The 20,183-nt window shown below is 71.2% G+C and carries 21 protein-coding genes; 9 read left to right on the top strand and 12 right to left on the bottom strand.

Annotation, left to right across the window (positions count from 1 at the left end):
* Positions 1–3: 3 nt before the first annotated feature.
* The 8 genes from BGO15_RS05615 to BGO15_RS05580 form a co-directional block, all read right to left on the bottom strand.
* Positions 4–408 carry a MaoC/PaaZ C-terminal domain-containing protein gene (locus tag BGO15_RS05615; protein WP_045247820.1) on the bottom strand — a complete coding sequence of 135 codons (405 nt, stop codon included), beginning with the start codon at positions 406–408 and terminating at the stop codon, positions 4–6.
* A complete protein-coding gene (locus tag BGO15_RS05610; protein ID WP_056207576.1) occupies positions 405–851 on the bottom strand; it encodes a MaoC family dehydratase N-terminal domain-containing protein in 447 nt (148 codons plus the stop codon). The genes BGO15_RS05615 and BGO15_RS05610 overlap by 4 nt, the downstream gene beginning before the upstream one ends.
* A 95-nt stretch (positions 852–946) precedes the next feature.
* Positions 947–1,822 (bottom strand): sulfite exporter TauE/SafE family protein, encoded by an 876-nt coding sequence (locus BGO15_RS05605; protein WP_327037322.1) that lies wholly within the window; start codon positions 1,820–1,822, stop codon positions 947–949.
* Positions 1,776–3,071: a chloride channel protein gene (locus BGO15_RS05600; RefSeq protein ID WP_056207580.1), complete on the bottom strand. Its 1,296-nt coding sequence runs from the start codon at positions 3,069–3,071 to the stop codon at positions 1,776–1,778. The genes BGO15_RS05605 and BGO15_RS05600 overlap by 47 nt, the downstream gene beginning before the upstream one ends.
* Before the next feature lie 39 nt (positions 3,072–3,110).
* The gene (locus tag BGO15_RS05595) at positions 3,111–3,869 is read right to left on the bottom strand and encodes an SDR family NAD(P)-dependent oxidoreductase (RefSeq protein ID WP_056207793.1); all 759 of its coding nucleotides are present in this window, start codon (positions 3,867–3,869) and stop codon (positions 3,111–3,113) included.
* A complete protein-coding gene (locus BGO15_RS05590; RefSeq protein ID WP_045247863.1) occupies positions 3,866–4,705 on the bottom strand; it encodes a fumarylacetoacetate hydrolase family protein in 840 nt (279 codons plus the stop codon). Before BGO15_RS05590 ends, BGO15_RS05595 begins: the two co-directional genes overlap by 4 nt.
* Before the next feature lie 8 nt (positions 4,706–4,713).
* Entirely contained in the window at positions 4,714–5,586 is an 873-nt protein-coding gene (locus BGO15_RS05585) for an amidohydrolase family protein (protein WP_056207583.1), read from the bottom strand.
* Positions 5,583–6,572, bottom strand: a complete 990-nt coding sequence (locus tag BGO15_RS05580) for an aldo/keto reductase (RefSeq protein ID WP_056207799.1) — start codon at positions 6,570–6,572, stop codon at positions 5,583–5,585. Before BGO15_RS05580 ends, BGO15_RS05585 begins: the two co-directional genes overlap by 4 nt.
* Positions 6,573–6,662: 90 nt before the next feature.
* Between BGO15_RS05580 and BGO15_RS05575 the strand changes: the two genes are divergently transcribed.
* The 9 genes from BGO15_RS05575 to BGO15_RS05535 are packed head-to-tail and all read left to right on the top strand — an operon-like array spanning position 6,663 to position 16,474.
* Positions 6,663–7,826 (top strand): mandelate racemase/muconate lactonizing enzyme family protein, encoded by a 1,164-nt coding sequence (locus tag BGO15_RS05575; protein WP_045247814.1) that lies wholly within the window; start codon positions 6,663–6,665, stop codon positions 7,824–7,826.
* Positions 7,827–7,854: 28 nt separating this feature from the next.
* Positions 7,855–8,787, top strand: a complete 933-nt coding sequence (locus tag BGO15_RS05570) for an MBL fold metallo-hydrolase (protein WP_162237857.1) — start codon at positions 7,855–7,857, stop codon at positions 8,785–8,787.
* Positions 8,784–9,836 (top strand): Gfo/Idh/MocA family protein, encoded by a 1,053-nt coding sequence (locus BGO15_RS05565; protein ID WP_045247862.1) that lies wholly within the window; start codon positions 8,784–8,786, stop codon positions 9,834–9,836. Before BGO15_RS05570 ends, BGO15_RS05565 begins: the two co-directional genes overlap by 4 nt.
* Positions 9,829–11,055, top strand: a complete 1,227-nt coding sequence (locus tag BGO15_RS05560) for a CaiB/BaiF CoA transferase family protein (RefSeq protein ID WP_056207588.1) — start codon at positions 9,829–9,831, stop codon at positions 11,053–11,055. The genes BGO15_RS05565 and BGO15_RS05560 overlap by 8 nt, the downstream gene beginning before the upstream one ends.
* Positions 11,052–12,191, top strand: a complete 1,140-nt coding sequence (locus tag BGO15_RS05555; RefSeq protein WP_056207591.1) for an extracellular solute-binding protein — start codon at positions 11,052–11,054, stop codon at positions 12,189–12,191. The genes BGO15_RS05560 and BGO15_RS05555 overlap by 4 nt, the downstream gene beginning before the upstream one ends.
* Entirely contained in the window at positions 12,188–12,994 is an 807-nt protein-coding gene (locus BGO15_RS05550) for an enoyl-CoA hydratase/isomerase family protein (RefSeq protein ID WP_045247810.1), read from the top strand. The genes BGO15_RS05555 and BGO15_RS05550 overlap by 4 nt, the downstream gene beginning before the upstream one ends.
* Positions 12,995–12,999: 5 nt before the next feature.
* Positions 13,000–14,199, top strand: coding sequence for a fumarylacetoacetate hydrolase family protein (locus BGO15_RS05545; protein WP_200930871.1), 1,200 nt, complete (start codon positions 13,000–13,002; stop codon positions 14,197–14,199).
* On the top strand, positions 14,196–15,707 hold the full coding sequence (locus tag BGO15_RS05540; protein WP_056519395.1) for an aldehyde dehydrogenase (NADP(+)): 1,512 nt from the start codon (positions 14,196–14,198) through the stop codon (positions 15,705–15,707). Before BGO15_RS05545 ends, BGO15_RS05540 begins: the two co-directional genes overlap by 4 nt.
* Complete coding sequence (locus BGO15_RS05535) at positions 15,704–16,474, top strand: FadR/GntR family transcriptional regulator (RefSeq protein ID WP_056519392.1); 771 nt, start codon at positions 15,704–15,706, stop codon at positions 16,472–16,474. Before BGO15_RS05540 ends, BGO15_RS05535 begins: the two co-directional genes overlap by 4 nt.
* Positions 16,475–16,480: 6 nt before the next feature.
* Here the strand turns inward: BGO15_RS05535 and BGO15_RS05530 are convergent, their stop codons facing one another.
* From BGO15_RS05530 to BGO15_RS05515, 4 genes are read right to left on the bottom strand one after another with little or no spacing between them, the layout of a single operon-like run.
* Positions 16,481–16,804: an L-rhamnose mutarotase gene (locus BGO15_RS05530; RefSeq protein WP_048809018.1), complete on the bottom strand. Its 324-nt coding sequence runs from the start codon at positions 16,802–16,804 to the stop codon at positions 16,481–16,483.
* Between the two features lie 2 nt (positions 16,805–16,806).
* Positions 16,807–17,742, bottom strand: coding sequence for a carbohydrate ABC transporter permease (locus tag BGO15_RS05525; protein WP_048809017.1), 936 nt, complete (start codon positions 17,740–17,742; stop codon positions 16,807–16,809).
* Positions 17,735–18,661 (bottom strand): carbohydrate ABC transporter permease, encoded by a 927-nt coding sequence (locus BGO15_RS05520; protein WP_056207597.1) that lies wholly within the window; start codon positions 18,659–18,661, stop codon positions 17,735–17,737. The genes BGO15_RS05525 and BGO15_RS05520 overlap by 8 nt, the downstream gene beginning before the upstream one ends.
* Before the next feature lie 46 nt (positions 18,662–18,707).
* Entirely contained in the window at positions 18,708–20,081 is a 1,374-nt protein-coding gene (locus BGO15_RS05515) for an ABC transporter substrate-binding protein (protein WP_045247807.1), read from the bottom strand.
* Between the last annotated feature and the right edge of the window lie 102 nt (positions 20,082–20,183).

Below are 20,183 nucleotides of genomic sequence, written 5' to 3'. Positions count from 1 at the left end.
GGGTCAGGCGGTGCGCACCCGCACCTGGGCCTTGCCCAGCACGGTCGTCTCGCCGAAGGTCACGGTGAGGTCGATGCGGGCCTCCCCGTCGCTGACGGCGCCGACGGCCGCCACGACGTGCACATCGGCACCGTCCTCCGCGTCAACCAGCACGGGCCGGGTGAAACGCACCCCGTACTCGAGGATGCGTCCGGCGTCACCGAGCCACGGCACGACGGTCTCGACAGCGAGGCCCATCGTGAGCATGCCGTGTGCGAGGACGCCGGGAAGACCCACGCGCTGGGCGATGTCGTCGCGATAGTGGATGGGGTTGAAATCTCCCGACGCGCCCGCGTAGCGCACGAGCGCCTCGCGGGTCAGGTGCACGTCGCGCTCCGCGACGACGTCGCCGATCTGCAGGTCGGTCATTCGTCGCCTCCCACGAGAAGGATGGATGTCGCGGTCACGACGTGTGCGCCCGAGGCATCCGTGACCTCGGCCTCGCTGGTCACCATCGCACCCTTGCCGACGGCGCGGACGCCCGTGACCGACAGCGTGCCGACGAGCTCGTCGCCGGCGACGATAGGCCGTGTGTAGCGGAAGCGCTGCTCGGCGTGGATGAGGCGCTCGAGCACGATGCCCGAGTCGGGCTCGGCGAGCAGCTGCTGCAGGGTGAGGTCCTGGATGACCATCGCGAAGGTCGGCGGGGCGACCACGTCGGCGTAGCCGAGCGCCTGGGCGGCAGCCGGGTCGACGTGCTGGGGGTCGGTGGCGAAGACGGCGCGCGCGAACTCGCGCACCTTCTCACGGCCGACGATGTACGGGGCGGTCGGCGGGAAGACGCGGCCGACGAGCTCGGTGTTCACGGGCACCCGATCATCCTACCGAGGGGGCCCGGCCGCGCCCGGGAGGACGCTGGAGGTGCGCACCGTGGACGTCGGGGCGCGTCGGGGGTGCGCCTCCGGCGTCAGCGCGCCCGGCGCGCCGTGAGCGCCTTGCGCGCCATCTGCACCGCGATGAAGACGAGGTAGGCGGCGAGCAGCACGTTGCCGACGAAGGGATCGACGATCGTCGCGACCCACGCCCCGAGGGCGGTGGTGGCGCACGCGGCGATGCCGATGATCAGGCCTGCGGCGAGGTCGACGTTGTGGCGGCGGAGGTTGCCGACGGTGCCCGAGATCGCCGTCGGGATCATCATGAGCAGCGACGTGCCCTTGGCGATCAGGTCGCTCGCGCCGAACGCGAGCATGAGCACCGGGGTGACGACGATACCGCCGCCGACCCCGATGAGGCCCGAGACGACGCCGGTGACGACGCCCAGGGCGACGAGGGCGATCGCGGTGTACCACGCGACGTCGAAGGGCTCGCCGCGGGAGGGGATGACGAGGAAGAGGCTCACGACGACGACCGCGAGGAACGCCACGAAACCCCAGCGCAACGCGTTCCGCGACACCTTCGGCAGCAGCCAGGTGCCGATCTGGGCGCCCACGACAGCGCCCGCGGCGAGCAGCAGCGCGGGGATCCACGCGACCGATCCGTGCACCGCGTAGGAGATCACCCCGACGGCAGAGGTCGGCACGATGGCCGCGAGCGAGGTGCCGGCGGCGCGCCGCTGGTCGAAGCCGAGCAGCAGCACGAGCAGGGGCACGATGACCGTGCCGCCGCCGACGCCGAACAGGCCCGAGAGGAAGCCCGAGAGGAGCCCGATGCCGATGCACGCGAGCACGAGGCGGCGCGAGCGGGAGGCGGGGGCGGCGGGGAGCGACATCCTTCGGAGCCTAACCGCCCCGCCGGCGCTACTCGCGGCCGGGGTCGATCGGCGCGAAGCGGCCGAGGGCGCCACGGCCGACGAGACGGGATGCCGCGAGCGAGCCGGCGACCGCGAGGAAGATCGGCACGAGCAGGTCGAACCCGGTTCCGGTGAAGCCGACGATCAGCGCGATCGCCGTGAAGGGGGCCCGCATGTTGGAGGCGAGGAAGGCGGCCGCCGCGACGATCGCGAGCGCCGTGCCGTCGGCGCCCGGCCAGATGAACGCCCATCCGGCCGCGGCCGCCGCTCCGAGCGCCGCACCGATCGCGACGGAGGGCTGCAGGGTGCCGCCGATCGCGCCCGAGCCCAGCGAGATCGAGGTGGCGACGTACTTGAGCACGGCGAGCACGAGCAGCAGCAGTGCGGGCTGCGACAGGTCGAAGCCGGCGGTCGCGAGCGCACGCCCGTTGCCGAGTATCAGCGGGAACACGATGCCGACGGCACCGACGGCGGCGAAGACGACCGGAAGCGCGACGAGCAGCCTCCAACCGGTGGGCCGCAGCCCGGAGAGCCGCTTGGTGGTCGCGGCGAACCCGGTGGCACCGAGACCCATGAGGGGGCCGATGATGATCGCGGCGACGATGAGGGACGCATTCACCTCGACGGATGCCACGTGGTAGAGCGACTCGTCGGGCACGAGCGGGCGCGCGACGAGCGTCGCGATGGCGCTGACCGAGAGGGCTGTCACCGCCGCACCGATGCTGAACTGGGCCAGCAGGATCTCGACCGCGAACAGCGCACCGCCGAGCGGCACGTTGTAGACGGCGGCGAGGCCCGCGCCGGCGGCGGAGGCGATGAGGATGCGGCGCCAGCGGGCGTCGAGTCCGAACCACCGCACGATCTTCGAGCCCGCCATGGCCGAGAGCTCGCGCGGGGCGACCTCCTTGCCGATGGAGGCACCGAGACCCACGGATGCCACCTGCAGCACCGTGTCGATGAGCGTCTCCCACCACGGCATGGGCGTGCCGGCGACGCCCTCCTCGACGCTGGCGATGCGGCGACCGAAACGTCGCACCAGGTACCAGCCGGTGGCGGCGATCACGCCCGCGGCGGTGACGCTGACGAGCGGCAGCCACCACACGCTCGGGTAGGCGATGCCGTCGAGGAACGGCCCCTCCTCGTGCCCCCACACGAGATGCTCGATCGAGTGCACGATCCACACCAGCAGCAGGACGGCAAGGCCCGTGGCGACCCCGATCACGACGGTCGCAAGCCCCAGTCGCAGCAGCGTGAGCAGTGCCGGCAGACGTCGCGCGGGCAGGGCGCGGGCGGCGGATGTCACGCCGTCACGTTAGCGCACCCGGTGAGACGTGCCCGGCGCTCAGGGGGTCGGCCGCATACGCAGGTGGGTGACGCCGCCGTCGACGTCGAGCGCCGTGCCGGTCGTCGACCCGGACGCCGGGTGGGCGAGGTAGAGGATCGCCGCGGCGACCTCGGCGGGCGTGACCATGCGACCGGTGGCCTGGCGTGCGTCGAGGGCGGCCCGCTCGGCGACGGGGTCGGGGAAGTTCTGCAGCATCCGATCGACAAACGGCGTGGCGACGGTGCCGGGGCACACGCAGTTGACGCGCACCCCCTCGCGGACGTGGTCGGTCGCCATCGCCAGGGTGAGCGCGTACACCGCGCCTTTCGAAGCGCTGTAGAGCGCGCGCTGAGGCAGGCCGTTGCGCGCGGCGATCGAGCACACGTTCACGATCGCCGCGCGCTCCGAGCGCCGCAGCCACGGCAGCGCGGCGGCCGACGCGCGCGCCATGCCGATGACGTTCACGTCGAGCACGCGCGCCCATTCGTCGTCGTCGTTCTCCTCGACCGTGCCGATCGCGCTGATCCCCGCGTTGTTGACGAGCACGTCCACTCCGCCGAGCGTCGTGGCGAGCGCATCGATGGCCGCGGCGACCGATGTCCGCGAGCGCAGGTCGGCGGATGCGCCGATCGCCGCGCCCGGCAGGTCGTCGACGGCGAGGTCGAGCACGCCGACCGTGGCGCCGGCGTCCTGCAGGGCCTCGACGGTGGCGCGTCCGATACCCGAGGCGCCGCCGGTGACGATCGCGCGCACACCCCGCCAGGCGCCGGCGCTCATGCCGCCACGCACAGCTGGCGCGCCGTGCCCAGACCGTCGATGCTGAGCTCGACCCGATCGCCGGGGGCGAGGTAGACCGGGGTGGGCATGCCCAGTGCCACCCCCGCCGGGGTTCCCGTGTTCACGACGTCACCCGGCCGCAGAACCATGAACTGCGAGAGGTAGCGCACCACCTCGAGCACGCCGAAGATCATCGTCGAGGTCGACCCGTTCTGGCGCTGCTCTCCGTTGACCGACAGCCGCATCCCGAGGTCCTGCGGGTCCGCTACCTCATCGGCGGGCACCAGCCACGGACCGAGTGGGTTGAAGCTCTCGCAGCTCTTCCCCTTGTCCCACTGTCCCCCGCGCTCGAGCTGGAACTCGCGCTCGGACACGTCGTTCGAGATCGCGTAGCCGGCGATGGATGCCGCCGCCTCCTCGTCGCTCGCGAGGTAACGCGCGGTCGTGCCGATGACGACGGCGAGCTCGACCTCCCAGTCGGTCTTGCGCGACCCGCGGGGGATCAGGACCTCGTCGAACGGGCCGACGACGGTGCCCGGGTCCTTCATGAACACGACGGGCTCCTGCGGGATCGCGGCGCCGGTCTCCTCGGCGTGGTCGCGGTAGTTGAGCCCGATGCACACGACCTTCCCGGGGGTCGCGACCGGGGCTCCGATGCGCGCACCCGTCAGATCGATGCGCTCGAGTCCGCCGCCGCGCGCGGCGTCGCGGGCTCGCCGCAGCCCGTCGGCGGCGAGGAACGCGCCGTCGATGTCGTGCGTGAGCGGGCGCAGGTCGTAGTGCGCCCCCTCGTGCCGGAGCACGGGGATCTCGGCACCGGGCGCCCCGATGCGCATGAACTCGGTCACAGGTCCTCCTTCGCCCGGGCCAGACGCCCAGGGTCGATCCGATAGCACTCGGCGGCCGTACCGCCGAGCAGGCGGGAGCGCTCGTCGGCGCTCCAGGTGTCGCTGGCCCGCTGGATGCCCTCCCAGGTGCGGGCATATCCGCCGGCGATGAGGGAGATCGGCCAGTCGCTGCCGGCCAGCAGCCGGTCCGCGCCGAACAGCTCACGCGCGGCATCCAGCAGGGGGCGGATGTCCCCTGCCGCCCAGTCGGCGGGAGTGACGGCGGGGTACAGTCCGGAGACCTTCGCGTGCACACGGGGGTTCTCCGCGGCCGCGGCGAGCAGGCGCCGCCAGAGCGCGGTGTCGCCGCCGCCTCCCACGGGCGGCTTGCCGAGGTGGTCGATGATCAGCCGCAGGTCGGGATGGCGCTCCCCGAGACGCGGGAGGTGCGCGAGCGCGGCCGGTGACGCCGTCACGTAGTCGAACGCGAGGCCTGCGGCGGCGACCTGCGCGAGACCCGCGGCCACGTCGTCGCGCAGGATCCAGTCCGGATCGTCGCGCTCATGGATGAGCGCGCGCACACCGACGATCCGGTCGTCCTCCCGCAGCCGCTCGAGGGCGCGGGCCGTGGCGGCCGGGGCGTCGAGGGGCACCCAGGCGACGATGGCGACAACGGCCGGATCGGCATCCGCGGCCCGCTGCATGTGGGCGGTGTCGCGCGCGTCGTCCGCGGCCTGCACGAGCACGACCCCGGCGACGCCGGCGGCACGGCGGTCGGCCGCGACATCCGCCATCGTGAAGTCCCGGTAGAGCACGCCCGCCGCGGGGGTCAGCCAGTCGTAGTCGGCGACGGTGCGCGTCCAGATGTGCTGGTGGGCGTCGATGATCACGGCGCCACCGTGTCGATCGCGTCGTCGGCGACGAGGAGGCCGGTGGCGCGCAGGTCGTCCCAGAGCGCGACGGGGATGCGTGCGGCGAGACGGTCGAGGGTCGAGTCGACCTGATCGGCCGTGCGCATGCCGACGACGACCGACGCGGTCGCGGGGTGCCGCAGCGGGAACTGCACGGCCGCCTCCGGGAGGCGCACGCCGTGACGCTCGCACACCTCGGCGATGCGGGTGACGCGCTCGATGAGAGACTCCGGCGCGGGCAGGTAGTCGTAGGTGAGGCCGGCGGCGGGGCGATCGGCGCTGAGCAGACCGGAGTTGTAGACCGCCGCGGCGATCACGGCGACGCCCCGATCGAGCGCGGCGGGCAGGAGGTCCTCGGCGGCCCCCTGCTCCAGCAGGGTGTAGCGCCCGGCGAGCATGACGACGTCGACATCGCACTCGCGGACGAACCGCGCGAGCATCGCCGACTGGTTCATCCCGGCGCCGATCGCCCTCGTCACGCCCTGGTCGCGCAGCTCGATGAGGGTGTCCACGCCCGTCGTCGAGGCGGCCTCCCACTCGTGGTCGGGGTCGTGCAGATAGAGGATGTCGACGCGGTCGAGACCGAGCCGGGCGAGGCTCTCGTCGACCGAGCGCAGGATCGCGTCGCGGCTGAAGTCGAAGACGCGTCGGTGGGTGGCGGGCACGACGAACCCGTCGTCGGTGCCGTGGGGAGGCTCGTTCGGCTCGAGCAGCCGGCCCACCTTGGTGGAGATGACGTACTCGTCGCGCGGACGGGCGGCGAGGGCGGCGCCGAGGCGACGTTCGGAGAGGCCGAGTCCGTAGTGCGGCGCGGTGTCGAAGTACCGGATGCCGCGGCGCCAGGCCTCCTCGACCGCGCCCGCCGCCTCGTCGTCGGTCGTCACGCGGCCGAGGTTTCCCAGCTGCGCGGCGCCGAATCCGACGTCGGTGAGCCGGACGCCACGGGGCGAGGGTCGGGTGCTCATCATCAAGCCTCTCTCTTCCCTACAGTTCTAACATGTGATGTATGCTCTTTCCAGCACGACTCGTGCAGGAGCTTCTCGATCAAGGACGACATGAAGATCACCGGATACCGCGTGCTGCGCACCCACCGAGACTGGGGCCGCCCCATCGGCGACGTCAATGGGCACATCGCCTCGGGCATCACCGACGTGCCCGTCGTGCTGCTCGAGACCGACGCCGGGCTCACCGGAATCGGCACCGGCTCCGACCACGATCTCGATCGGCTCTTCCCCGCCCTCGAGGGCGAGGACCCCCGGGCCGTCGGCGCGCTCTACGACCGCATGCTCGCCCGCGTGTTCAAGGACGGTCACGGCGGGGCGACCTTCGGCGGGATCGGCACCTTCGACATGGCACTGTGGGACCTCAAGGCGAAGGCCGCCGGGGAGCCGCTGTGGCGCCTCATCGGCGGACGCGACCGCTTCGTCGCCGGCTATGCGTCCGGCCTCGACATCGCCCTCGACGACGAGTCCCTCGCGACGTTCTACTCGGCCATGGCCGATCGCGGCTTCACGAGCGGGAAGCTCAAGGGCGGGCGTGACGCGGATGTCGACATCCGGCGCCTCGGCATCGTCTCCGACGCCCTGCGCCGCAACACCTCGCGGCCCGCGCTCATGCTCGACGCGAACGAGTCGTGGAACCTCAAGCAGGCCGTGCGCTATGTCAGCGCGGTCGAGGAGCACCACGACCTGACCTGGATCGAAGAGCCGCTGCGCCGGTGGGATGCCGCGGGCCACGCCCGCCTCACGCGGTCGATCCGCGCGGCTGTGGCGACCGGCGAGAACCTGACCGGACTCGAGCAGTACCGTGCGCTGTTCGACCACGGCGCCGTCGACATCGTGCAGTCGGGATGCGTCTGGGGCATCACCCACTTCCTGCGCGTCGCCCACGCCGCCCATGCCCGGGACCTGCCGATCAGCCCGGTCGGCCTCACCGCCAACGAGGCGGTGGCGCACGCCGCCGCGGGTGTGCCCAATCATCTCGCCGCCGAGGTGCAGGACCTCGGCATGCCGTTCGGCCTCGCGATCGACCGCGAGATCGCCGACGGCGGGATCGTCCTCGGCGACACCCCCGGACACGGCATCACGGTCGATGAGGACGCCATCGCGACCGAGCGACGCAACGGCAGCTGGACCGTTCCCGAAGGACCCCACGTGCGCTCCCGCCGCACCGGACTGCGTCTCGTCGCCGACGACGCCCCGCACGATCGGGAGGTCTGAGGTGCTGCTCCGTGAGGGACTCCACCGCGTGGTCGCACCCCTCGGCGAGCGCGTCGTCGCGCTCTACCTGCTCGAGGGCCCCGAAGGGATCCTCCTGTGGGACACCGGCGTCGCCGACAGCGTCACGGGCACGCTCCTCCCCTATCTCGCCGACGCCGGAATCGATCCGGCGCGCATCCGCTGGGCGATCAACTCCCACTGCGATTTCGATCACACCGGCGGCAACGCCGCCCTTCGCGAGGCGGTGCCGCACGTCGCCCTGTTCGCCGGCGCCGACGACCTTCCGCTCGTGACCGACCTCGATCGCCTGATCGCCGAGCGCTACGGCGAGTTCCGCGTCTCGGACGGCTTCGACGACCCGGCCGAGACCACCGCCCACATCCGCGCGGTCACGGGCCTCGTCGACGATGTGACGCCTCTCACCGGAGGCGAGACGTTCGACCTCGGCGACCGCCGCATCGTCGTCCTCGCCGCGCCCGGCCACAGCCCCGGTCATCTCGCGCTCTGGGACGATCGCTCGCGTGCGCTCCTCATCTCCGATGCGACACTCGGCACGACGGTGCCCTACGCCGACGGGAGCGCCGCGTTCCCCCCGACCTACCGCGATACCGACGACTACCTGCGCACGCTGGCCGGCTTTCGCACGCACGGGGCAGACCTGCTCCTCACGGCGCACTACCCGCTCTACGAAGGCACCGAGGTCGAAGGGTTCCTGGCGGCATCCGAGCAGTACGTCGACGTGCTCGACGCGGCGATCTCGCGTGTGCTGAGCACCACCGAGGACCTCACGACGCTCGAGATCGTGCGTCTCATCGCCGCCGAGGTCGGGACGTGGCCGGACGCCGCCGCCGACTACCTCGTCTTCCCGGTGACGGGAAACCTCGAGCGGATGCAGCAGCGCGGGCTCGTGCGGCAGTCCGCCCGCGGCGAGCGCCGCACGTGGCTGCGGAGCGCCGCGTGAGCCGCGTGCGCCTCGGCGCGATCGGTGCCGGATGGTGGGCGACCAGCAACCACTTCCCGATCTTCCAGGCGCGGGAGGACGTCGAGCTCGTGGGCGTCTGCGGTCTGGGCGACGACGTGTTCGCCGTGCGTGACCGGTTCGGCTTCGGCATGGCCACGCACGACATCGACGAGCTGCTCGATGCGGGCCTCGACGCGGTCGTCATCACGACCCCGCACGACCTGCACTACCCCGCGGCGGTCGCCGCCCTCGATCGCGGACTGCACGTGCTGTGCGAGAAGCCGATGACGCTGCACGCCGGGCAAGCCTGGGACCTCGCCCGGCGTGCGGAGACGGCGGGAGTGCACCTGCTCGTCCCCTACGGCTGGAACTACAAGCCGTTCACCGTCGCCGCGAAGCGCCTGCTGGACGAGGGGGCGATCGGGGAGATCCAGTACGCCCTGTGCCACATGGCCTCGCCGACGCGAGGTCTGTTCGGCGGCGACCCGACCCACATGCTCGAGCGCTGGGAGTCGGCCACCGCGCCCCAGCAGAGCACCTGGGCCTCACCCGCGCACGGCGGCGGGTATGCCCACGGTCAGGTCACGCACTCGTCCGCGCTGCTCTTCTGGCTGACCGGGCTGCGCGCCCGGACCGTCGCCGGACGCACGGCGCACGCCGGCTCCGCCGTCGACCTCTTCGACGCGGCGGTGGTGCGGTTCGACAACGGCGCGCTGGCGTCACTCTCGGGTGCGGCGACCCTCGCAGACGGCGATCCGTACCAGGTGGACATCCGGCTCTTCGGCAGCGACGGCGTGCTGATGATCGACGTCGAGCGCGAACGAGTGCGCCTCAGCCGTTACGACGGCGGACACGAGGAGCTCGTTATCCCGCCGGGTGAGGGTGAGTACGAGTGCCTGGTGCCGCCGGCGAGGTTCATCGACCTGATCACCGGAGCGCACACCGACAACAACAGCACGGCGGATGTCGCGGCCCGATCCGTGGAGCTCATCGAGGCGCTCCTGCGCTCATCCGCCGACGACGGACGGGAGGTCCGGATCCATGACTGATCACGACGAACCGCGCGGGGTGCTCTCGGGCTACCGCGTCATCGACTGCTCGATCGCGATGGCGGGGCCGTTCGCCGCCCAGCGCCTCGGCGATCTCGGTGCCGACGTCATCAAGGTCGAGCCGACCGCCGGCGAGTGGCAGCGTTTCGCGTCCGCCGGCGGCGCTCGGGGAAACCGCATCAACGTGTCGTTCCTGTCGCTGAACCGCAACAAGCGCTCTCTCGCGATCGACCTGAAGTCGGTCGAGGGCGCGGCGGCGGTGCGCGCGCTGCTGGCGACCGCCGATGTGTTCCTGCAGAACTACCGTCCGGGAGTGGCGGCCCGCCTGGGCCTCGACTACGAGAGCGTGCGCGCGGTCAATCCGTCGATCGTCTACGTCTCGATCTCGGGCTACGGCGAGACGGGCCCGTACGCGACGCGCCCCGGGCAGGACCTTCTCGTGCAGGCGATGTCGGGGGCGATGCTCTCGGCCGGCCGCGCCGGGGAGCCTCCGTCGCCCGCCGGCCAGTACCTCGCCGATGCGGTCACCGCCTCGACGGCGTTCGAGGGCGTGCTCGCGGCGCTCCTCCACCGTGAGCGCACCGGGGAGGGCCAATTGGTGACCGTCAACATGCTCGACGCGCTGACGACCCTGCAGATGCAGGAGCTGTCGGTGTTCACGGTCGGCGGTGTGCCCCAGGAGCGTGGCTCCGAGCCGAACGCGCACGTGTACATCCGGGCGCCGTATGGCGTGTTCGCCACGGCCGACGGCTACCTCGCGCTGGGCTTCGCCGACCTGGATACGCTCGGGCGACTGATCGACGAACCGACCTTCGCCGGCATGGATCCCGAGGTCGAGGGCTGGACGCACCGCGATGAGCTCTACCGCCGCACGGCCGACCGCCTGCGCGCGAAGACGACCGACCACTGGCTGGAGACGCTCCTCCCGGCGGGTATCTGGGCAGGACCCGTCTACGGCTATGCCGATCTCGTGGCCGATCCGCAGATCGCCCACAACGGCACGTTCGTCACCTACGACCACCCGACCGAGGGGACGATCAGCGTCCCCGGGTTTCCGTACCGCTTCTCGGCCACACCGCCGCGCATCGACCGCGGTGCCCCGCTCGTCGGGCAGCACACACGCGAGCTGCTCGACGAGCTCGGCCTCGACGCCGACGACCTGCTCGGACGCGGCGTGGTCGCCGAGACCGTGCTGACGCCGGCCGACACGCTGTCATGACGCACTATCGCGGGCTCACCTGGGACCATCCGCGCGGCACCGATGCGCTGCGCGCCGCCGCGGCGGCGTTCTCGGCGGACGGACCCGACACGCTGACATGGGAGGCGCAGCCGCTCGAGGGGTTCGAGTCCGCCCCGATCGAGCGGATCGCGGCGGAGTTCGACCTGGTCGTGCTCGACCACCCCCACCTGGGCGACGCGCGGGCCCATGATGCGCTGCATCCGCTGGACGCGCTGTTCTCGACGGACGAGCTCACCGCATGGTCGGATGCCGCGGTCGGCCCGAGCTTCACCAGCTACGTGCTCGAGGGTCGCCCGTGGGCGCTGCCGCTCGACGCCGCCACCCAGGTGGCGGCGTGGCGGCCTGACGCCCTCGATGCGGCGCCGGCGACCTGGGACGAGGCCGTGGCGCTCGCCTCGCGCACAGCACGCGTCGCGCCGAGCCTGGCAGGCCCGCACGCGTTCCTGAGCTGGTGCTCGATCGCGGTCGGCCTCGGCGAGGAGCCGGCGCGCGGCGACATCCTGCTCTCCCGCGCCACCGGCGCCGAGGCCCTGCGTGTGCTGCGCGCCCTTCACGGCAGCGCACCCGCGGGGACGATCGGGCAGAACCCGATCTCCCTGCTCGAACGTCTGCGCACCGGTGACGACCTCGACTACCTCCCCCTCGTGTACGGCTACGTAACCTACGCCCAGGGCGAGGGGGGCGTGCGGTTCGGCGCCCCACCCACCGCGGGCCCGCGGATCGGATCGACCCTCGGCGGGACCGGCATCGCCATCAGTCGGCGATGCTCGCCGTCCGCGGCGCTCATCGACCACCTGCGCGCACTCATGTCCAGCGACCTGCAGCGCGGCCTCATCCCCGCGCACGCCGGCCAGCCGAGCGCCCGTGCTGCGTGGACCGACGAAGCTGTCGACTCCGCGTCCGGGGGCTTCTACAGCAGCACGCTCACCACGATCGACCAGGCATGGGTGCGGCCGCGATTCGCCGGCTACATCCCCTTCCAGTCGGCGGCATCGGCGCTGCTGCGCGCCGGCGTCACCGACGACATCGAGACCGGGACGGTCCTCCACGAGCTCGAGGAGCTCTTCCACACCGCCCGAGCAGCCGCAGCCACCCCCGAGAGGATGCCCGCATGAGTCCCCTGACCGAGGAGTCGACCTTCGTCTCGCGCATCGCGGAGGTGGTGGTCGAGGTCGAGGACGGCGTCGCCGTGCTCACGATCTCGCGCCCCGAGAAGCTCAACGCCGTCACGCCGGAGATGTCGGCGGAGCTCGAGCGCGCCGCGCACTGGATCAACGACAGCGACCGCGTCCGCGCCGTCGTGCTCACCGGCGCAGGCGAGCGGGCGTTCTGCGCCGGATCCGACATCCGCACGCTCGACGCGTACGCCAGCCCCTGGGCGTTCCGCAACCGCCGCGACTACTGCGACGCCCTGCGAGAGGTGCGCAAGCCCGTCATCGCGGCGGTCAACGGCTACGCCTTCGGGGGCGGCCTCGAGACCGCGTTGACCTGCGACATCCGACTCGCGTCCTCGTCTGCGAGCTTCGCGGCGCCGGAGGTCAAGCTCGGCTGGATCGGCGGCGGCGGGATGTCGCCCCTGCTCGCGGCGGCCGTCGGACCCGGCAACGCCGCAATGATGCTCATGACCGGAGACGCGATCGACGCCGAGACCGCGCTGCGCTGGGGGCTCGTCTCGGAGGTGCTCGCCCCCGACGACCTGCTCCCGCGGGCACGCGGCCTGGCGCAGACGATCGCCGCCCGCCCGCCCATCGCCGTGGAGACCGCGAAGGCGAACCTCGTCGCGGCCGCCGACCTGCCGCGCAGCGGTGCGATGGCGTACGAGCGCGAGATGCAGGCGATCACCTTCGCGACCCGCGATGCCGCAGAGGGTCGCGCGGCGTTCGCCGAGCGACGCGCGGGCGTCTTCGAAGGACGGTGAGCGGGATGACGACGACGTGGCACGGCGGCGCGACCGCCGCCCTCCCGACAGATGCCGCCGACGCCCTGCTGGTCGGACGGGTCTGGGACCCCGCGGCCGAAGGTCCGTCGGTCGTGGCCGTGCGCGGCGACGACGTGATCGACCTCAGCGCGAGCTTCCCGACGATGCGCGCGCTCACCGAGAGCGCCACGCCGGCGGCCGCCGTGCGCGCCGCCTCCGGCCGGCGGCTCGGCTCCGTGGACGCCGTGATCGCGAACACGCCCGTCGAGGCGCGCGACCCGCGGCATCCGTGGCTCCTCTCCCCGATCGACCTGCACGTCGTCAAGGCGGCGGGGGTGACGTTCCCGGTCTCGATGCTCGAGCGCATCATCGAGGAGCGCGCGCACGGCGACCTCGACCTCGCCGCCGACATCCGCGACGAGGTGCTCGGCACGCTCGGCGACGACCTGCAGTCGCTCGTCCCCGGGTCGCCCGAGGCGATGGCGCTCAAGCACCTGCTCGTCGAGCGCGGACTGTGGAGCCAGTACCTCGAGGTGGGCATCGGCCCGGACGCCGAGGTGTTCACCAAGGCTCCCGTGCTCGCGACGGTCGGCGCCGCCACCGATGTGGGAGTGCGCAGCGACTCGGCGTGGAACAACCCGGAGCCCGAGGTGGTGCTGGTCGTGTCCTCGCGCGGAGAGATCGTCGGGGCGACGCTCGGCAACGACGTGAACCTGCGCGACATCGAAGGGCGCAGCGCCCTGCTGCTCGGGCAGGCGAAGGACAACAACGCATCCGCCTCCGTCGGCCCGTTCGTACGCCTGCTCGACGGGCGCTTCACCCTCGACGCGCTGCGTGCGCAGACCGTGACGCTCGAGGTCGTCGGCGCCGACGGGTTCACGATGGTGGCCGAGTCGCCGCTCGCTCTCATCAGCCGCGACCCCGTCGACCTCGTCGCCCAGACGATCGGTCCGAAGCACCGCTATCCCGACGGTTTCGTGCTCTACCTCGGCACGATGTTCGCCCCGGTGCAGGATCGGGACGCCCCCGGGCTCGGATTCACCCACCACCCCGACGACGTCGTGCGCATCGGCTCGCCGGCGCTCGGCACGCTCGTCAACCGCGTGCGCCATGCCGAGACGGTCGAGCCGTGGGCCTTCGGCCTGCACGACCTGTTCGCCTCGCTCGCGCGGCGCGGTCTCCTGACGGACGGAGCATCCCGATGACCCTGACCTCCACCGATCCGCGCACCGGCGTCGCGTCCCCGACGGCCCTCGAGGCCACCTCGGATGCTCAGGTCGACCGCATCGCGACGGCTGCGGCATCCGCCGCCGACGAGCTCAGACGGATGCCCCGGGCCGCCCGGGCAGCGCTGCTGCGTCGCATCGCCGACGAGATCGAGGCCGACCGGGACGCACTCGTCGCGATCGCGGCGGCAGAGACCGGACTCGCTGAGCCGCGTCTGAACGGCGAGCTGACCCGATCGGCGTTCCAGTTCCGGTTGTTCGCCGATGCCGTCGACGAAGGCGGCTACCTCGAGGCGGTCATCGACCACGCGGGTGACACGCCCATGGGTCCCGGTCCCGACATCCGCCGCATGCTCGTGCCGATCGGCCCGATCGCGGTGTTCGGCTCGAGCAACTTCCCGTTCGCGTTCTCCGTGCTCGGCGGCGACACGGCATCTGCCCTCGCGGCGGGCAACCCCGTCGTCGTGAAGGCGCATTCGTCCCACCCCCTCACCTCGGCGCGCTCGTTCGCGGCGCTCGAGGCGGCGGCCCGTGCGGCGGGCGCGCCCGACGGCGTGCTCGGCATCGTCTACGGCCAGCAGGCCGGCGCCGCGCTCGTCGCACATCCCCGGGTCGCCGCGGTCGGGTTCACCGGCTCGCTCCACACCGGACGTGTCCTGCGGGAGATCATCGAGTCCCGCGAGAACCCGATCCCGTTCTACGGCGAGCTCAGCAGCCTGAACCCGCTGATCGTCACCCCGGGCGCGGTGACGGCGCGGGGGGCCGACATCGCCGCCGGGCTCTTCGCCTCGGTGACCGGCTCGGCGGGTCAGCTGTGCACGAAGCCCGGCGTCGTCTTCATCCCGCGGGACGGCGACGCGGTCGTCGACGAAATCGTGCGTCTCGCGAAGGATGCCGCGGCCCAGCCGCTGCTCAACGGCGGCATCCACGCCTCGCTGTTCCGCATCGAGCACGCGCTCGTCAGCGCGGGCGGCGCGCACGCCCTGGTGCCGGCGCGGGTGGGCGACACCGGTTTCACCGCGACCCCGGCGGTGCTGGAGATCGATGCCGCGCAACTCACCCCGGCGGCGACCGAGGAGGCGTTCGGCCCGCTCGTCGTGGTGGTGCGGTACGACACGCTCGACGACGTGCTCGCCGCCCTGGACGCCGTGCCCGACTCTCTCACCGCGACTGTCCACGCACAGCCCGACGAGCTCGACGCGGCGGGCCCCCTTGTCGACGACCTCTCCCGGCGCGTCGGCCGGCTCGTGTTCAACGGCTACCCGACGGGCGTGCGCGTCTCGTGGGGTCAGCACCACGGTGGCCCGTGGCCGGCGACGAACACGCTCCACACCTCGGTCGGCGTGACGGCGATCCGGCGGTTCCTGCGCCCCTTCGCCTGGCAGGACGCCCCGGAGGCGCTGCTGCCGATCGAGCTGCGCGACGCCACGACGAGCGTGCCGCGTCGCGTGGACGGAATTCTGCGCCTGGCTACACTGGGCGCATGACCCTCGACCGCCCCGCCTCCGGCGCGACGTCGAGCGTGTTCGGCTCCGCGCCCGCGCGCCTGCCGGCGGCCCGTCTGGGCGTCGCCGTGGTGCGCGACCTCGTCGGCGTCGTCATCAACGGCGAGGTCGCCCCCGGCGACACGCTGCCCCCGGAGGAGCGCCTCGCGCAGCACTTCGGGGTCAGCCGCACGGTGATCCGCGAGTCGGTGAAGCGCGTCGAGGAGAAGGGGCTCGTCTCGGTCGCGCCCGGTCGCGGCACGACCGTGCAGCCCCCCACCTCGTGGAACGTGCTCGATCCGGTGGTGCTGTCGGTGATGGTCGAGAACGACGATTCGCTGGGTGTGCTCGATGAGCTCGCCGTCGTGCGCTCGGCCCTCGAGGGCGCGATGTCCGCTGCGACCGCCGAGCGGCGCACCGATGACGAGCTCGCCCGTGTCGAGGCGGCGCTGGCGCACATGGAGGAGTCGATCCACGACGTCGACGCCTACGCGCAGGCCGACGCCGACTTCCACTTCCTGCTCATGGAGCTTTCGGGCAACCAGCTCGCCAGCAACATCACGCAGATCCTGTTCCAGCGGGCTCGCTCCAGCTCGCGGTTCGTGCAGAACCAGACCGACGAGGCCTTCCGTCTCACGCTCGACGAGCACCGCCGCATCTACGACGCGATCGTCGCAGGCGATGCGGATGCCGCTGCTTCCGCGATGCGCTCCCACATCGTCGACGCCTGGCAGCGTCGTCGCCTCCCGACGCGGCGCGATCCGTCCTGACGGGCGTCAGTCGAGGTGCCACGCCTCGTCGAGCTCGACCCAGTTGGCGGCGCCCGACGACTCGTCGAACGGACGCTGGCACGGCCCGGTGCGCGCCCACCATTCCTGGGTGACGGGATCGGCGGCCATCCGCCGCTGGTCGGCGGCGTAGTCGTCGCCGATGTACTCGTAGTAGCCGAACAGCACGTCGCCGGTCACGAAGATCGTGAAGTTGCGGATGCCGCAGGCCGTGATGGTGGCCTCCACCCCGGGCCACACCGCCCGGTGCAGCGCGAGGTACTCCTCACGCCTCTCCGGGGCGGTGCGGGCCACCATGCCGAAACGGCGCACGCTCACTCCTTGGTGCCACCCGCGGTCATTCCCGTGACCAGGAACCGCTGGGAGAACAGGAAGATGATGAGCACAGGGGCGACGGACAGCAGCGTCGCGAGGGCGAGCGTCGGCATGTCGATCGTCACCGACCCCGCCGAGGTCGGGTTGAACAGCGGCACGTTCGAGAGCAGTTCGGCCAGGCCCACCTGGATGGGCGACTTGCGGCCGGGAGCCATGACGAACGGCAGGAAGTAGTTGTTCCAGTTGCCGACGAGGTTGAAGAAGCCGACGAGCGCGATCACCGGCGTCGCGAGCGGCATCGCCACCGACCAGAACACCCGGAACTCGCCCGCACCGTCGATGCGCGCCGCGTTGAGGAGGTCGCGCGAGACGCTCGTCGAGAAGTAGATGTACGTCAGATAGACCCCGAACGGGAAGAACGAGAAGGGCAGGATGACCGCCAAGGGGGTTCCGACCAGCTTCACCGCGCTGAGCTCGAGGAACACCGGGAGGACGAGCGCGGTGCTGGGGATGAGCATGACCACGAGGGTCACGGCGAGCAGCGCCCGGCGCAGCCGGAACTCCGTCAGCGCGAGGGCGTAGCCGGCAGGGATGCTCACGGCGAGGGTGATCACGAGGGCGACACCGCTGTAGAGCACCGAGTTGCCGAGCCACGTCCAGACGATGCCGTTCTGGAAGGTCATCAGGTTGTGCCAGTTGGTCGCGAGCGCGTCGAGGGACCCGATGCTGAACGGGTTGTCGACCAGCAACTGCCGGGCGTCCTTCGTCGGGGCCAGCAGCAGCCAGACGAGCGGCAGGGCGAAGAACACGACGAAGAACGCGGCCACGACGAGGGCGAGCACCCGCCCGACCCAGCGTCCCGGGGCGAAGCCGGTGCCGCGCACGGCGTGCGGCTCGGTCGTCGTGAGCGGTTCACGCACGTCGATGTCAATCACGCTCAAAGAGACCACCCCGGAAGACGAAGAAGGTGGCGAGTCCGAGCGCCACGACGAGCAGCATGAGCGAGATCGCGGCGGAGCCGTTGAAGTCGTTCTGCTTGAAGGCGAAGAGATAGGCGAGCTGGTTGAGCGAATAGTCCGGCGGGACGACACCCTTCGACGCCTGCGAGAGCACGCGGGGTTCGACGAACAGCTGCGTTCCGGCGGCGAGGGACATGATCCCCATGTAGGAGATCCACTTCTTCATGAGGGGCAGCTGGATGTACCAGGCGGTCTTGACGGCACCGGCGCCGTCGATGCGGGCGGCCTCCATGACCTCCACCGGGATGTTGTTGAGCGCGCCGTACATGATGACGATCCATCCGCCGGCGCCGGTCCAGAACGCGATGACGGTGAAGACGACGGGCAGGTTCTCCAGCGACACCGTCTGCACGAAGGACTGCAGGCCCAGCATGTTGAGCACGCCCGAGACCGGGCTCACCGTCGGGTCGAGCAGGAACAGCCACAGCATCACGCTCGAGGCCCCGGCGAGCGCGCCGGGGATGTAGTAGATGAACCGCACCGTCGAGGAGAGCCAGCGCGCCCCGATCGCGTGCACGATCAGCGCGAGAAGGACGACGAACACGGTCTGCATCACGAGCCAGATCACGAGGTACACCGCGACGTGCTGCACGGCGGGCCAGAAACGGTAGTCGTCGAACACCTTCGCGAAGTTGGCGACGCCGACGAAGGCGCCGTTCTTGGTGAAAGCCAGGTAGACGGCGTAGAGGGCCGGGATGACCCCGAACAGAAGCAGCAGCACGCTGTATCCGCTCGAGAACGCGTACCCCATGACGGCTTGGGCGCGGGTGGGGTTCCTCCGCGCGGCGGCGTCCCGCCGCCGACCCCGTGAGGAGCCGACGGCGGGCGCCGTCATCGTGTCGACAGTGATGATGTGTTCCTTCCGCTGCGGTGCGGGGCTGTCACTGGATCGTGTATCCCTGGACCTTCGCCTCGTTGACCATCTCGGTCTTCCAGTCGGAGGTGAGGGAGGCGAGGGTCTTGCCCGCGGCGAGGCCCGGGACGACAACCTTCGCATACGCGGTCTCGGGGCTGAAGCTGGGGTAGCCCCAGCCCGACCAGATCTCGCCCGCGGCATCCGTCACGTTCTTCTCGAAGTCGCCGACGAAGTAGCCGCCGCTGGCCTGCTTGGCGATCCACTTCTGCGCGGCCGAGGCGTATGCGGGGTAGCCCGGCGCGAGGTCGACCTGGTACTCGTCGGCGCTCGTCACGAACTGCAGGAACGTCTTGACGGCCTCGAGGTTCTTCGTGTGGCTGGAGGCGTACCAGACGCCGCCGCCCACGTTGCCGGTGCCGATCGAGTCGCCGTTCCAGTGGAGCGGCACTCCGGCGCCGATCTGGCCGGCGGGGACGTTCAGGCTGTCCTTGCTCTGGAAGATCGCTCCGGTGTACCAGACCGGGCCGGGCATGCCGAGCACCTTGCCCTGGTACTTCTTCACGAAGTCGGCGCTGAAGACGCTGTCCTGGACGAGAGTGCCGTTCTTGAGCATGTGGTCGATCAGGTCGGTCATCTTCTGCGACTTCGGGTCGTCGAAGTTGCTCGAGAAGGTCGACGCGGTCGACTGGAAGATCGGCGCCTGGGCTCCGTAGTAGTACACGTAGGTGCCGACGAACGAGTCGCCGACCGATCCGAGGATGTAGCCCGGGTGCTCGGCGGCGAGCTTGTCACTGAGGGCCGCGTAGTCCTCCCACGTCTGCGGGATCTGGTAGCCGAACTGGGTGAACAGCGACTGGTCGTACCAGAAGACGACCTGTGCGAGGTCGTTGCGCAGTCCGTACACCGTGCCGTCGACGGTCACCGGGTCGAGCGCGCCCTTCGAGAAGCCGTCGAGGAAGCTCTGGTCGAACCATCCCTTGTTCAGGGGCGCCGCGAAGGCCTGCTGGCCGTTGTTCTCCTTCGATGCCCATGAGGCGTCGTTCGTCTGGGTCGACCAGACGACGTCGGGCCAGCCCTCCCCCGACTGGTCGAAGAGGGAGATCTTGGTCTGGAAGGACCCGGACCCACCGGCGTTGCCGTCGTAGGTCTCCTTGTTGACCTTGATGTTCGGGTACTTCTTCTCGAACGCGGCGACCGCCGGCTCGCGCGCGGCATCCACCCACACCGTGATCGCACTGTCGGCGACCTGGTCGGCGGGCGTGAAGCCGAGACCGCTGTCGGTGGCCGTGCCGGTGCTGGATCCGCTGCAGGCGGAGAGCACCAGCAGTGCGGTGGCGGCGGTGGCGATGAGGGCGGCGGATCGGGAGAGGCGGGTGAAGCGTCTTTGCTGTGGAGCCATTGCTCGTCCTTTTCTGGTCGACGTCGTTGACGACTCGCGGCCGGACTGGCCGGCGGGTGAGTTGATTAGATCATACATGTGACCTATTAGCAATGAACCCCT

Source organism: Microbacterium sp. 71-23, assembly GCF_001897265.1.
GTDB lineage: Bacteria > Actinomycetota > Actinomycetes > Actinomycetales > Microbacteriaceae > Microbacterium > Microbacterium ginsengisoli.
Note: the sequence above shows the minus strand (reverse complement) of the source record. Positions and strands in the feature narration are given on the sequence as shown.